Raw genomic sequence first — 14,862 nt, forward strand, 5'->3', positions numbered from 1 at the left:
TTGGGATGTCTTCTCTACTGGTTATTGACTAAAAACTACTAACTATTTTACCAGTCCTTTTCCTGCAATCTCCTCTACCTCTTCAATGGTGATGGGAATGCGTTTTCCAAGTATCCTGCATCCATCTTCGGTGACCAATATATCATCTTCGAGGCGGATTCCGCCAAACCCTTTAAATTCTTCAATCTTATCGTAATTAAGAAACTGGGAAAATTTATTTTCGGCTTTCCAGCTGTCAATCAGTGCCGGAATGAAATAGATCCCCGGCTCGTTGGTAATGGTGAAGCCTGGTTGCAGGCGACGTCCCAGTCTTAGAGCGGCCAACCCAAACTGTGTGGATCGTTCGATATCATCATCGTATCCAACCAGTGTGTCGTCGTAATCTTCCATGTCATGAACATCCAGACCGATCATGTGTCCCAGACCGTGGGGCATAAATAAGGCATGAGCTCCGGCATTTACTGCTTCGTCGATGTCTCCTTTCATCAGTCCAAGTTCTTTAAGCCCTGCGGTGATGACCTTGCAGGCCAGGAGATGAACATCGCGGTATGGAACACCCGGGCGGGTGGCTTCGCGCGCTTTATTATTGGCATCCAGCACAATTTGGTAAACTTTGCGCTGAGTTTCACTGAATTTTCCTGATACGGGAGTCGTGCGGGTATGATCGGTGGCATAATGAAGAGGCGATTCACTTCCGGCATCTGTCAGAAGGAGGTCTCCTTCTTTTAAGGTGTTGCCGTGGTAATGGTTGTGCAATGTTTCTCCCCTGACGGAGCATATTACCGGAAAAGATACCATTCCTCCTCCTGACATGGATACCCCTTCAATGGCACCGGTTATTTCCTGTTCGGTGATTCCGGGGTGAACCATACGCATCGCGGTGGTATGCATTTCCCGGGCGGTGGACATGTGACGTTCCATTTCTTCAATCTCGCAGGGCTCTTTGATGCTTCGCAGATCGATACAGGCTTTTGTCAGTTCCAACGATGCGTTTTTCTCCACTTCCCGGTGGTGAATGCTCAGAAGATCGGCCAAAAGCATGATGTTTTCTCCACGATAGGGAGGCGTGAAATGAATGGGCCGGTTTTTTGCAGTAGCCTCTTTGATATAGCCATAAAGGTCAGAAAAAGATCGTGTTTTACCAATTCCTGCTTTTTCGGCTTTTTCTTTTAGAAATGTTTGTGGCCCCATCCAGATAATATCATCAATGGTATAATCATCTCCAAACAGAATCTCTTCGTTGTTGTCGATGTCGATAACTCCTGCCAATCCTTGCAAATCAATGCCAAAAAAGTAAAGAAAGGTGCTGTCCTGTCTGAAGTGATAAGTATTCGATTTGTAATTCATCGGGGCATCGTTGTTGCCGGTGATGAGTACAATGCCGTTGTTGATTTTGTTTTTTAATTGGTCACGTCGGTTGATGTACGTTTCTTTTGAAAACATGGTGTAATATTTTTTTGTGAATAAATTAGTTCTCCCATAACAGGGTTTTTCCTTTTAAAGGAATTTATTAGGTTTAACGTTATAGTTGGGTGTGAATTGCAAAAATGTTATTTTTAATCATGGTGTGCATTAAAACAATTAATCGAGTGCAAGGGTGTTAATGGTTTTGTGTTTAAGGTAGCTAAGGCAATGACTGCTTAGTGCCCGTCTATAAAGTCAGGAAATTTTCTGGCTTGAGTTGTGTCTGTTCAGAAAGTGCCAGTTACAAGGCTTGCGAAGTCCGAAAATACGGAGTTTACTTTTCGTAAATGAGTAATTTTCGGACAAGCGTAACGCAGTAAATGGTACTTTATGGACAGACACTACTTAATTATTTCTGCTCTTCGGCCCAACAACCAGAATGAGCCTCCCAGCAAGGCAAAAAAGAGAGCCGGATGCAGAGGTTCCCATAAGAACAGGAAGACCTGGGTGTAAGCATCTGCTATTAAGGCTAAACCTCCCATCCACATCCACTCTTTGTTGCTGAGCTTTTTCCCGGCAAACCAAACGGTCACTCCAAGTGCTCCCATCAGTAGTCCCCAGGGAAGTAACGACAGAGATGATGCTTCTTCCCATGAGTCGAGGGTGTTGTGGTTTCCAAACAAGGCAACTCCCCATAAGGCCAGCCAAAGAAAGAGCCATCCTGTACGCTCGGTAAGCCTGGCAAATTCAACCTGTTTTCGGGTTCTTTTTAGCCACATTCCGGTAAACAGGGGTATCAATGAGAAAAACAGATATCGTAACGCAAGGTTCATTCCCAGCCATCCGGTTTCGCTGTTTTTATCGGGCGAGCTTTCAATGCCCAGCCAAAGCATCAAGGCTGCCCAGCCTATCCCGGAAAACAGTATGACTTTGAAAAACCATGACAGGAGAAAGGCATGAACGGCAAAGATGACAATCAGAAATGTCTCTCCAAAACCGGACAGTCCGGATATTTTTCCGAAATAGTTGAGTGCTCCGCCAAAGGCAATGCTTCCCAACACCAGCAGTGCCTGCATAGAAATGTGTTGTTTCTTGCGGTGCGACGGCATTTTTCGGGCACCAAATACAAATCCTGCCGATAAAATTAGTAGTAAAATAAGAATGGCCAGGTCTGACAGACTGAACAGGCGCTCAAACAATTCCAGAATCCACTCATCAGCTACCAAGGTAAGAAAAGCGGTTACCACACTAATGATGGCCAGAATCATCAGGTACTCGGCAACCTTTTTCCAGTTGATGGTTTTTATTTCCAAACTTTCTTTCAGCTGATTGCTTTTTTCTTCAGTGAGGAGATGCTCCTCTTCCCACCAGTCAATCAGCTTTAGCGTGGTCTCTTTCTGTTTGCGGTTCAGCTTCATGGTATTCTTTATATGAGAATGCTCCGGATTTGGAATTCCGGGAGTGTGCTCAAAGTTGAACCTTAAATGTAATCAAATAATCATAAATGAGGCAGTGTAAAGTAGAAACTTGTGCCTTCTCCCGGATCGGATTCCAGCCAGATTTTACCTTTAAGTATTTTGATGAATCCCATACAAATGGAGAGGCCCAGGCCTGCTCCTTCATGTTTGAAAAGCTTGGGGTCGTCGGAACGATAAAAGCGTTCAAATACTCTGTCCTGTTGCTCTTTGGAAATCCCGGGTCCGGTATCTTTTACAAAAAACAGAAGGTCTTTTTCCCTTTTTTCAAAACCAAATTTAATAATTCCCTTCTCGGTGTATTTAATTGCATTGTTGATGAGATTGGTAAGTATCTGATCGAGTTTTGTGTAGTCTGAGGTAATGGTTGTTTCTTTTTCCGGGATTTTTAATAAAAGTTCAAGTTGCTTTTCTTTGGCTTGTTTCGAGAATAGTGCGTGAAGGTTTTTTAATAATGTATTAACAGGCACAGCTGATGAATCTATTGTTACCGATCCGGTTTCTATGCGGGACAACTCTAATACATTGTTAAGAATTGAGAGTAATTTTTCTCCGCCTGACTGGATAATACCAATGTATTCTGCTCTTTCTGTGTCTTTCAGTCCCGGATGTTTTATTAATTCGGAAAAACCCAGGATGGCGTTCAATGGGGTGCGAATCTCATGTGATATGTTTTGCAGAAATGCGGTTTTCAGGCGGTCGTTTTCCTTCAGTTTTTGTTCCAGTTTTTTTTGTTCTGTGATATCGGTAATGAAGCCTTCCAAAATTGCCTCTGAGAAGGGGCTGTTATCGGCAATACTTCCCTGCTCCCAGACCCACTTCTCAGTTCTGTTTTTAGTGATCATTCTGTATTCCAGGAGGTAAGGCTTTCTTTTTTTTATAGCTTCCTGAATTGTATTCCAAACTTTTTCCCGATCTCCGGGGTAAATAAGATCACCATACCGAATATTTCCATCAATAAAATCTGATTTGTCATATCCGGTAATTTTTTTAGTTCCGTCACTGACAAATTCCATTGGCCAGGTGTTGAAGTTTCGGCAACGAAAAGCCATTCCCGGGAGGTTGTTTAGTAAGTTGGAGAAGTAATTCCGACTTTCCTGAAGTTCCTTTCTGTGGGCTTCTTCTTTCTCACGTAGTGTTTGTTCTGCTTCTTTTCTTTTGGTAATATCCCGGGCAAAAGAAAACGAGATTGTTCTGCCGTCAAATTGCATATAAGTAATGGTTACTTCTACCGGCATCAGACTTCCGTCTTTCCTTTTATGGAGAGTTTCAATTGTTCCGGTTCCTGCTTTACGGATATTATCTCTGTGTGAATGCCATTTTCCGTTGTAAGGTTCTGAGAAATTCGGATCAAGCTCGAAAATAGTCATGCTTTCCAGCTCTTCTTTGGAATAGCCCAAGTCATTGCATGCTTGTTGATTTACCGATATTATATGTCCATCAGTATCGGATATCTGATAAATGCCGATTCCTGCATGGTCAATGCAAAACCGGTCAAGTTTGTGTTGCTGTATTAGGTTTGTTTTTTTAGGATTATTCATGCAATGAAGTTGCTAAATAAAAAAATAATTTCCCACTTTAGTGACAGGATGATGCTTCAAAAAGCTTCACTTTATCTGGCAAATAGCGTAAGCAACTCCCTGATCTCTCCGGCAATTTCTTTCAATTCATCTATGGATTTCAGGCGCCAGGTCCAGTTTCCTTTGGGTACCGACGGACGGTTCATTTGTGCATCAGTTCCTTTGCCAAGGAGATCCTGAGCCGGGATGATTGCCAGGCGGGATTGTGAGGCCCAGGCCAGGCGCGTAAGGACTTTGTGGACATTGGATGATTTTACTTTATTTCCTGTGTAAAGTTTCAGGCGTTTTTTTACGGGCTTGCTTACATCCTCCCGAAACCAGCCTCTGGCAGTGTTGTTGTCGTGTGTCCCGGTATAAGTAAGGCTATTTACCTGGTGGTTGTGAGGGGTGTGTACCGAATCGGCAGTATCCTCACCAAATGAGAATTGTAGGACCTGCATTCCGGGAAGTTTGAAGTCATCACGCAGGCGGTAAACCTCTTCATCAATTTCCCCCAGATCCTCAGCAATAAAAGGCATGGATGGGAAGTGTTTTTGTACCTCTTTAAAGAAATTTTTTCCGGGCCCTTTTATCCAGGAACCGTTTTCGGCAGTTTCTTCTCCGGCAGGGACTTCCCAATAGGAAACAAACCCTCTGAAATGATCCAGTCTCACCAGGTCAAAAAGTTCCAGGTTTTTTCTGATGCGCTGCATCCACCAATCAAACTGTTCTTTTTCATGGGTTTTCCAGTTGTAAACGGGCATATTCCAAAGTTGTCCCGTCTCGCTGAAGTAATCAGGCGGCACTCCTGCTATTGCGCTCATTGTTTTGTCGGCTCTCAACTTAAAAAGATGGGGATTCGACCACACATCAGCATTGTCGAAACTAACATATATGGGTACATCTCCGATGATGCGAATACCGTGATGGTTGGCGTACTTTCTGAGTTCCTGCCACTGCATACTAAAAAGATACTGACGAAATTTTTCCAACTCCAGCTTTCTGTCATTTTGATTGTGAAATTTCTCCAGGGTTGATTTGTCTCTGTCTCTGAACTCCCTGGGCCAGGCGTTCCAGGGTGTGTTGTCAAACTGTTTCTTCAGTACTGTGAAGAGAACATGGTCTTCAAGCCAGCTGTTTTCTCTGTTACAAAAGGTTTCAAATTCCTTGCGCTGAGGTCCGCTGCAGTGAGTTATGAAGTTTTCGTAGGCTGATCGGGTCAGTTCCTCGCGGATGGAAAGTGCTTTTTTAAAGTTTGCTTTGTCTGAAAGAGAACACTCCGTTTCTTTTAATTCTTTTTTGCTGATGAGCGATTCTTCGGCAAGTTTTTGCGGACTTATCATCAATATATTTCCTGCAAAAGCCGATGGAGAAGCGTAAGGAGACCATTCATTTGCTTCAGTAATCTGGGTGAAGGGCAAAACCTGCCAGCAGGAGTGTCCGGATTCTTTCAGGAAATCTACAAAACGGAATGCTTCCGGGCCAAAATCTCCGGAAGCAAATTTGCCTGGCAATGAGGTTATGTGCATCAATACCCCTGCAGAACGGGACTTTCGACCTGCATCGGCATGAAGAATTCCTACCGGGGCCATTTCAAAGATTTCCGACACAGAGACTTCCGAACTTGTTGTATAGGGGCGTCCGGTGAATACATTCACCCAGTCGGTTGGGGATTTTTCAGGCATTAAAACCCGTGTGTTTTTCCAGTCTATTTCATCAGGACAGATGTCTCTGGTACTTTCGCTTAAAGAGGAGAAGTAAAATGGAAGTATGGTCAGGTGCCATTTTTCTTTGTGATGGCGGGCAAATGCAAGAATTTTATTTTTGTGAATCCCCTTGACTTTCAGGGGGATGTATTCTCCTGAGGCGAAAAGACTCTGGTTTTCTTTTCGGTAACGCAGCAGCCTGTGTGTGAGCCAGAGTTTTATGTTTCCGTTTTGGCGGTTGTGAAGCAAGGATGGGAAGAGCTTTGCCGGACTCAGGGAATAATGCTCTTTCAGGTTTTTGAGTGTCCGGTGAAGGTCATTGAAGTTGACAGGCTTTCGGTTGTCCGGATCCACCAGTGTCAGATCCCACATTTCGGTACCACGGTATATGTCCGGAATCCCAGGACAGGTACATTTCAGTGTGAGCTGCGACAAACTGTTGAATATCCCGTAATGAGCTGTTTTTCTGAAAAAAGGCAGAAACGATGAAAGAAAATCATGTTCAGGACTGAGGATGCGTTGTATAAAAAGTGCGACTGCTTCTTCCCATTCTTGATTTGGGGCGTTCCATGCCGAATTGACTTTGGCTTCACGAAGGGCTTTCTGAATATATTGGGTTAGGCGTTGCAGAAATGTTTTATCAATGTGTTCGTCAAAGGGGAAAATCCCTGTCAGGGTCTGATAAATAAAGTACTCCTCTTCCGCAGAAGGGGCTGTTCGGTTATTAACTTCTTTTTTGAAACTCTGGTTAATCTTTCTCCAATGCAGAATGTTTTCTTCCCACTCCTCGGGGAATTCACTGATGATGTTTAATCGGGCTCTTACATCTTCCCCGCGCTTTGTGTCGTGAGTGGAGGTTGTGTTCATTGTCAGGGGCCATTTTTTCTGTCGAATGGTCATGGCACTATGGAACTCCTCAAAAGTTAAACCTTCGTTCTGAGGGGTATCGCCAACTTCGTTGTGTGTTATGAAGCATGAATAGCGGTACATCGCCGTGTCTTCAACTCCCTTGGCCATCAATGGACCGGCCAGTTGCATCATACGGCTTAAAAAATCAAGGATTCGATCATCCCGGTCACCTTTTGTGCGTTGGTCACTAAAAAACAGGTCTTCGAAAAGCGGCATTAGTGGTTCAATGCTGTCGTCGTTTGCCAAAGCGTCCGTCTGCGCTTTTTTTATGATTTTTCGGTCTTGTCCGGTTAATGGAAGTTTTTCGGGATACAATCGGTAAACCGGAAAGAACAGAAGGAGTCCGGCGATGGCATTTTTTAGACTCTCTTGTGAGAAGTCCCCTTCAGATATACGCAGTCTGTAAAACAGTGAAATAAGATTGTCCAGTTCTCCCTTCATTCGTTTCGTCAGAATCAATTGTTTGGATTCATAAATCATGTTCCGCAGCGGCTTTTCATTCTTCGAAATTTTATAATAAAGATCCCGCAATGTTTCCATGCCTTTTCGACGGGTGAAAAGTTGATTGACCAGCCCCAGAAAATCGTAACCGGTTGTGCCCTGCACCGGCCAGTGAGAGGGTAACCCTTCCTGAGATTCCAGGATCTTCTCCACCGTGATGAAGCTTCCCGAACCTGTCAGTTTACGAATATGCGAAAGGTAATCGGAGGGATGTCGGATGCCGTCAATGTGATCAATCCTTAGTCCCTTGAAGGTGTGGTTGGACACGAGTCTGTAGATATCCCTGTGATAGCGTTTGAAAACCTCTTCTTCTTCCATGCGGAGGCAAATGAGGTCATTGACTGTAAAAAAGCGGCGGTAATTGATGGTATGCTCAGTTTCCTTCCAGCATACCAGCCGGTAATGCTGATTGTTGTGTAAAATGCTGATTAAATCGGGGGTCTCCGAAATATAGGAGGTCAGTTTATCAAAAAAACCGGAGACTTCCTGGCTTTGACGGTTCAGGTCGGCAAGTTGTTCTTTGATTCGTTCCCATTCTCCGTTAAGGAAAAGGTAATCGGGGGATTTCTCTTCGGCCTGGTATTGATTTAAAAGTAACGAAAGTTTCGTCGGAGGTGTTTCCGGCGCTTGCTCCATGATCCAAAGGAATGACTCAAATCTTAGTGGCCATGAGTTTCCGTGATAATCCAGTGCGAAATTACCCTTGATAAATATCAGTTTAAGTTCTTTGTTCTTAATAACCTGATCGGTGTTATCTCCAAGGAATGGCACCATCAGCTTACCCCGGTAGTCGGCATGTTGCCTGTCAATGTCAAATACAGAGGCGAATTCAGAGTCTTTCCCTTTTTCCAAAACATCTGCCAACCAGTGGTTGTGTCGGTTAAAGGCCATGTGATTGGGGACAATGTCTTGAAGCCACCCGATTCTTTTGTTCTCCAGGTTTCCGGATAGCTTCCTGAGTTGTTCTTCCGTGCCGATTTCCGGATTTATTTTATGAGGATTGGTAACGTCATATCCATGTGAGCTTCCCGGAGTAGCTTCAAATACAGGACTTGCATAAATGGTTCCGACTCCCAGCAGATGAAAATATTCTGTCTGTAACCGCGCATCTTCAAAGGTGAAGTTTTTGTTGAACTGAAGTCTGTATGTGGAAATGGGATTGTACATAGCTGTTAACTTGATTAATTGTCAGGAGATTTCAAAGATGGTGAATGATTCGGGTGGCAGATTTACACGACCGGAGTCAGCTTGCAATGCTGAGGATTTGGCAAATCCGCCATATTTTTCCGATGCCGAACTTTCAATGATTTTTCCGGACTGTCGGACTGATGCCGCCTCCTTGCTAAAGTTCCCGAAACAGACCATGGTGGTTGCCGCATTTCGATAAGTTAGCTTTATGAGTTTGCTGCTGATGGTTTCGGCTTTGAAATGTTTTCGGGCATCACCCTGCCAAACGGGCTGCTCTTTTCGGAAATGAATTAAAAAGCGGTACCAATCATAAAGTTTTTGTTGTGCGACGTTCCATTTTTCCGGAGGTGTGAGTATTGATTTTTTGAAAGTCTCTTCTGATTGTGGATCAGGAGGCTCTTTTTCTGTCATGAAATCTTTAAATTCTTTTTTCCGCCCCTTCTGAACATTTAGAATCAGTTCCGGGTCGGAATGACTCACAAAATACAGAAACGGGTGGTGCTCGCCGTATTCCTCACCCATAAATAACATGGGGGTAAAGGGAGACAGCATGTAAGCTGCTGCAATAAGTTTCTGCATTTCAAAACTTACCAGTTGAGTGAGTCTTTCTCCCATCATACGGTTTCCGGTCTGATCATGGTTTTGGGCAAAGACTACAAATCTGTACCCCGGCTGTCCTTTGGTACTGCTGCCAAAAATTTTTTTCCGGTGCGGAGAGTAAATGCCATCATAAACAAAGGCATGGTTGTAACTCTTTTCCAAAGTTCCTGTGCCGCCAAAGTCGCTGTAGTATCCGTTTTCTTCACCGGTTGTGAGGGCGTGCAGCGCATGGTGGAACTCATCGCACCACTGGGCATCAAGATTGTATCCGCCTTTTTTGAAAGGATTGATGTAGCGCACATCGTTGAGATCGCATTCGGCAATGAGAAAATGATTCCGGTCGTCTGCAATATTCAGGTTTTGTAAGTTTTGTTTTAACTCGGCCAAAAAATGGTGTGCGCCTAAATCTTTGATGGCATGCACCGCATCCATCCGGAGTCCGTCGATGTGAAAATCGCGCAGCCACATCTGTGCATTTTCCAGGAAAAAGTGACGAACCCCATCACTGTATGCATCATCGAAGTTGAGTGCTTCGCCCCAGGGTGTTTTATACTTTGTGGTGAAGTAAGGTCCGAATTTTTGCAGATGGTTTCCTTCCGGTCCCAAATGGTTGTAAACCACATCCAGAATTACGGCAATCCCCCGTTTGTGACATTCATCTACCAGGTGTTGCAGCGTTCCGGCTCCACCGTAAGAGTTTTGTACCGCAAAGGGGAAAACTCCATCATATCCCCAGTTTCGGGTGCCCGAAAATTGTGCAACAGGCATCAGTTCAATAGCGTTTACTCCCAGGGTTTTGAGCCGGTCAAGGTGTGGGAGAATTCCTTCGAAAGTACCTTTTTTGCTGAACGTTCCGACATGTAACTCATAGATAATGAGTTGTTCCGGCATTATGCCTGACCAGTTTTGGTCGGTCCATTGGTATCGGTAAAGGTCAATGACTTCTGACGGGGAATGAACCCCGTCGGGTTGTGATAGGGAGGCAGGATCTGGGAAGGTTTCGTTTTCTAAAATGATTTGGTAACGATCACCAGCAGCCAGCGCGAGTTCATGTCCTTCCCAATACCCTCCCGTGCTTTGAGACAGCGCAATCTTTGTGGTTGAGTTTTTTTCGATGAGAACTGTCTCTGCAAAGGGAGCCCACACCAGGGCTGAAGCTGTTTTTCCGTCCCGGTTTAGGCTGATGCCCGGACGTTGGCTGAACTGATTAATCGTCATAGACGAATCGGTTTGAATTATTTTTCTGCTTTTAATAAAACAATTGATCTTCCCTGAATTTCAATTTCCTGTGCTGCCGGAACAGAATCCCCAATTCCGTTTTCATCCAATGAAGAATCGAAGGTGTCCATGATTCTTTTCCACTTTTTTCCCCATTTTTCATCAGGAAGCCTGAATGGCAGAGATTCATGGTAAGAGTTGAACATGATGTAAAAGCTGTCATCTACTTCAGGTTCTCCTTTTGGGGATACGGACCTGATGCCGTGCCCGGAGAGAAAGACCCCCAGTGATTTGGCAAAGGAAGAGTCCCAATGTTCTTCACTCATCTCTTCACCTTCGATGGTAAACCATTCGATATCGGTGACGTCTTTACCTTTGATGGGTTGATACTTAAACCATTTTCGACGGCAGAATGCCGGGTGTTTTTTTCGGAAATGAATGAGTTTTGCGGTGAATTCAATCAGTTGAGCATCCTTTTGGGGCCAGTTAATCCATGACAATTCATTGTCCTGACAATAGGCGTTGTTGTTTCCCTGTTGCGTACGCCCCAGTTCATCACCGGAAACAAGCATCGGAACTCCCTGCGAAAGGAAAAGTGTGGCCAGGAAATTGCGTACCTGCTGCTTTCTTAGTTGGTTTATTCCTTCATCATTGGTAGGCCCTTCCACTCCGTGATTCCAAGACCTGTTGTGGTCCTCTCCGTCGTTATTGTCTTCTCCGTTGGCTTCATTGTGTTTCTGATTGTAAGAGACCAGGTCGAGCAGCGTGAATCCGTCATGAGCTGTAATGAAGTTAATGCTTGCCGTGGGGGTACGCCAGTTGTCGAAATAGAGATCAGAGCTGCCGGTAATGCGGTTGGCAAACTCGGGCAGCATTTCATCATCTCCTTTCCAAAATTCGCGCATACAGTCGCGGTATTTGGCATTCCACTCCATCCATCCGGCGGGGAAATTGCCTACCTGAAATCCGTCTTCGCCCAGATCCCATGGTTCGGCAATCAGCTTCACTTGCGACAGCACCGGATCCTGATGCAGCACATCAAAGAAAGAGCCCCATTTATCGACATCGTCGAATTCACGTGCCAATACCGGAGCGAGATCAAAGCGGAAGCCGTCCACATGCATCTCGTTAACCCAATAACGCAGACTGTCCATGATGAGTCGCAGGATGGTGGGATGAACGGTATTCAGAGTGTTTCCTGTTCCGGTGTAATCCACACAAAAACGGGGATCTTCTTCCGAAAGACGGTAGTAGGCCAGGTTGTCTATTCCGCGAAAGCAGAGGGTAGGACCCATGTGATTGCCCTCGGCGGTATGGTTGTAAACTACATCGAGGATTACTTCAATGCCTGCCTTGTGGAGGTTTTTGACCATTTGTTTGAACTCTGTCACCTGACCTCCGTCAGTTCCGGAAGAAGCGTACCGGACATCGGGAGCAAAAAAACCGATGGTGTTGTATCCCCAGTAATTGTTCAGGCCCATCTTCTGTAACCTGTGATCGGAAACAAACTGATGAACCGGCATGAGTTCAACGGTATTGACCCCCAGTTTTTTAAGGTATTCGATGCTCTTGGGATGGGCCAGGCCGGCATAGGTCCCTTTAAAGGTATCCGGGATGTCAGGGGCCATTTTGGAGAAGCCTTTGACGTGCATCTCATAAATAATGGTCTCATGCTGGGGAATGTCCAGTCGTTGGTCTCCGTTCCAGTCGAAGGTGTCTTCAATTACCACACATTTTGGGACGAACGGGGCGCTGTCGGCATCATTGAAGGAGAGGTCCTCGTCTTCAGCCCCGAATTGATATCCGTAAAGCGCTTCGTTCCAGTCTATGGTGCCGTCAATGGCTTTGGCATAAGGATCTAAAAGTAGTTTGGATGCGTTAAAGCGGACTCCTTTTTCAGGTTCGTAGGGGCCGTGAACGCGGTAGCCGTATCGTTGACCCGGTTTTATATCGGGCAGATAAATGTGCCAGTGGTTGTGGGTGCGTTCATTGACTTTTATGCGGGTCTCTTTTCCATGCTTATCAAACAGGCACAATTCTACTCCGTGTGCGTTGTCGGAGAAGAGAGCAAAGTTTACACCTTTTCCGTCATATATGGCTCCTAAAGGATATGGTTTACCCGGCCATGCTGTTTGTTTTTCTGACATAATATACCTGATGTTTTATCTGGCATATTACATTAAAAAACGGGTTTTATCAATAGCAAATCAGGTTAAAATCAGAAGTAACGGATGGAGTTCATCTCCTCGTCCTGTTCTTTCTCTTTTTTCTTGCGGTGAAGGAAGCGTCTGTTTCTGTTTGGGATTATGTGTTTGGTGAAGTCGAAAGAGAGTGACAACTCATGTACACCTCTTTTCACGATGGGATCCATTGAGACCGGGAGTTCGTAGGAATAGGCTACCCCTATCTCGTCGGTGATCTGCATACCCAGTATTATTCCGAATGATTGTTGCAGCCGGTGGGTGATTCCTCCGCGAAGACCCTCTTCATGACTGATTATTAAACTGACATCAGTGGAAGATATTTCATCGGGAACCATATAATGCATTCCGGCAAGTTTAAGACTGAGATCCCGCGTTACCGCGATGTGGTAACCTCCGCTAAAAAGCAGATTGTAATGGGTTTCAAATTCGGAAGCTTCTTCGGAAGCCCACGGAACGGAGGCGAAGGAAAAATGCGGCAGCGAGGCGGACAGGTAAAAGGAGGGTCTGATATATACCAGTCCGGCTCCGAAAGATGGGCGAATCTGGTTTTCTATATTCGCTGAAAATTCAGGGTCATTGAAATCAATCACGGGTAGTTGGCTGTAGTTGAGGTTGAAATGATCAACTCCTGCACGTAGCCCCAAAGAGAGGAATGAGCGGCGTGAGGTTCTTAAAAGGTAACTGTAATCAAGCGTAAGTTTATTGTACATCAGGGGGCCGGTATGTTCACTGAGAATGGTTGCTCCGGCACTGGCAGAAGAATGGTTGAATGGGAGGTGGATGCCGGCATAATAGGTTGCAGGCGCTCCTTCAATGCCAATCCATTGCTGACGCGACAATACATCTACAGCCAGAGAATTGCGGTTGCCGGCAAATGCGGGATTGAGCAGGAGAGGGTTGTCCATGTATTGAGTTAAGAGTGCACTCTGCTGTGACAAGAGTCCTGTAGAGAGGCCTTGCCAGATAAAAAATAAGAGTATAACAAAACTGCGCACTTTTCTCATCATTCACTATGCTTTTGCTTAAATTTAATAGCTGATATAAACACTTCCTTTTGTTGTCTCTGAACTTCCTGTTACCGTCAGTACATAAAAATAGATTCCTTTGGGGACCAGTTTCCCTTTTAATTCTCCAATATTGGCAAATCCGTTCCAGTTGTTTTGGTAATTGGAATCTTCAAATACTTTAATCCCGTTGCGAGTGAAGACAATGAAAGAGAGATTTTGGTAATAATCGTATTGCGGAATCCAGAATGTATCATTGAAACCGTCTCCATTTGGAGAAAAGGCTTCTGGGATTACATAAGGCTGATTGGTTTCGCGGGGAGGCTTCACAAAAAGTGTGGCCTGATCACAATCCCCGTCATTGTCACAAATCTGGTAAATTAAAGAGTCTGTTGTATAAAAATAGCTGGTGAATGTTAGTTTTATACTCATTTGATCGGTAATTTCAGAAAAACCTTTGTTCAGATCCTGAACGATTGTCATATTCAGAGGCTTGTCGTAAAGATCCTGGTCATTAATCAATACTTTAAATACCGAACTGCTGTCGGTGTAGTAAATGACTGTGTCGTTAAATAGTTTTGGCGTGTAATCCACATCAGCTACTACAATATTTACTTCTGCTTCATCACAACTTCCCTCCGTATTGCAGACACGGTAAATCAGCCGGTCGGTTCCATGAAAACTTTCATTGGGAGTATAGGAGATGGTGTTATCATCTAAGACCCTGGCAACTCCGTTTCTGGGTTGAGAAGAAATGGTAAGCTGACTGATTCCGTTTTGCAGACCGTAATCATTGTTTGTAACATTGGCAACCGATGTAGAGTTTTCATTCATGGAGATGACATCGTTGTTGGCAACGACGGAAACACCCTGGCTTTCCCGGTTTTGGTCTTCTGATGAAGACTCACTAAAACGGGCAAGGGCACTATGGCCAAGAGTGAAAAGGAGAATTAATATGGTGTATTTAGCTGAACGTTTCATGAGCTAATTTTTCGCAACGCTTGTAATAGTGTATAACGCATAAAAGCCAACAAACTTACATTTTTTCCTTGAAAAATGTAAGTTTGTCTCAGGTTCGGTTGAATATGTTGTTT

8 protein-coding genes are annotated in these 14,862 nt (G+C 44.6%); all 8 read right to left on the reverse strand.

Annotation, left to right across the window (positions count from 1 at the left end; translation table 11 throughout):
- Positions 1–42: 42 nt before the first annotated feature.
- The 8 genes from W7W_RS0118225 to W7W_RS0118260 all read right to left on the reverse strand — a co-directional run bounded on the left by W7W_RS0118225 (position 43) and on the right by W7W_RS0118260 (position 14,749).
- The gene (locus W7W_RS0118225) at positions 43–1,443 is read right to left on the reverse strand and encodes an aminopeptidase P family protein (protein ID WP_010665095.1); all 1,401 of its coding nucleotides are present in this window, start codon (positions 1,441–1,443) and stop codon (positions 43–45) included.
- A gap of 362 nt (positions 1,444–1,805) precedes the next feature.
- Positions 1,806–2,822, reverse strand: a complete 1,017-nt coding sequence (locus tag W7W_RS0118230; protein ID WP_010665096.1) for a DUF2157 domain-containing protein — start codon at positions 2,820–2,822, stop codon at positions 1,806–1,808.
- Positions 2,823–2,902: 80 nt separating this feature from the next.
- The gene (locus tag W7W_RS0118235) at positions 2,903–4,420 is read right to left on the reverse strand and encodes a sensor histidine kinase (protein WP_010665097.1); all 1,518 of its coding nucleotides are present in this window, start codon (positions 4,418–4,420) and stop codon (positions 2,903–2,905) included.
- 71 nt (positions 4,421–4,491) lie between these two features.
- Positions 4,492–8,721 carry a malto-oligosyltrehalose synthase gene (treY, locus tag W7W_RS0118240; protein WP_010665098.1) on the reverse strand — a complete coding sequence of 1,410 codons (4,230 nt, stop codon included), beginning with the start codon at positions 8,719–8,721 and terminating at the stop codon, positions 4,492–4,494.
- 21 nt (positions 8,722–8,742) lie between these two features.
- Positions 8,743–10,560, reverse strand: a complete 1,818-nt coding sequence (treZ, locus tag W7W_RS0118245) for a malto-oligosyltrehalose trehalohydrolase (protein WP_010665099.1) — start codon at positions 10,558–10,560, stop codon at positions 8,743–8,745.
- 17 nt (positions 10,561–10,577) lie between these two features.
- Positions 10,578–12,707 carry a glycogen debranching protein GlgX gene (glgX, locus tag W7W_RS0118250; RefSeq protein WP_010665100.1) on the reverse strand — a complete coding sequence of 710 codons (2,130 nt, stop codon included), beginning with the start codon at positions 12,705–12,707 and terminating at the stop codon, positions 10,578–10,580.
- A gap of 71 nt (positions 12,708–12,778) precedes the next feature.
- Positions 12,779–13,771, reverse strand: a complete 993-nt coding sequence (locus W7W_RS0118255) for a PorP/SprF family type IX secretion system membrane protein (protein ID WP_234408595.1) — start codon at positions 13,769–13,771, stop codon at positions 12,779–12,781.
- Between the two features lie 21 nt (positions 13,772–13,792).
- A complete protein-coding gene (locus W7W_RS0118260) occupies positions 13,793–14,749 on the reverse strand; it encodes a T9SS C-terminal target domain-containing protein (RefSeq protein WP_010665102.1) in 957 nt (318 codons plus the stop codon).
- Positions 14,750–14,862: the final 113 nt, after the last annotated feature.

It is taken from the genome of Marinilabilia salmonicolor JCM 21150 (genome assembly GCF_000259075.1).
Classification (GTDB): Bacteria; Bacteroidota; Bacteroidia; order Bacteroidales; family Marinilabiliaceae; genus Marinilabilia; species Marinilabilia salmonicolor.

Excerpts from the sequence above, each read along its gene's own strand:
- W7W_RS0118225 (WP_010665095.1), bottom strand. The coding sequence starts at position 1,443 with ATGTTTTCAAAAGAAACGTACATCAACCGACGTGACCAATTAAAAAAC.
- W7W_RS0118230 (WP_010665096.1), bottom strand. The coding sequence starts at position 2,822 with ATGAAGCTGAACCGCAAACAGAAAGAGACCACGCTAAAGCTGATTGAC.
- W7W_RS0118235 (WP_010665097.1), bottom strand. The coding sequence starts at position 4,420 with ATGAATAATCCTAAAAAAACAAACCTAATACAGCAACACAAACTTGAC.
- treY (WP_010665098.1), bottom strand. The coding sequence starts at position 8,721 with ATGTACAATCCCATTTCCACATACAGACTTCAGTTCAACAAAAACTTC.
- treZ (WP_010665099.1), bottom strand. The coding sequence starts at position 10,560 with ATGACGATTAATCAGTTCAGCCAACGTCCGGGCATCAGCCTAAACCGG.
- glgX (WP_010665100.1), bottom strand. The coding sequence starts at position 12,707 with ATGTCAGAAAAACAAACAGCATGGCCGGGTAAACCATATCCTTTAGGA.
- W7W_RS0118255 (WP_234408595.1), bottom strand. The coding sequence starts at position 13,771 with ATGATGAGAAAAGTGCGCAGTTTTGTTATACTCTTATTTTTTATCTGG.
- W7W_RS0118260 (WP_010665102.1), bottom strand. The coding sequence starts at position 14,749 with ATGAAACGTTCAGCTAAATACACCATATTAATTCTCCTTTTCACTCTT.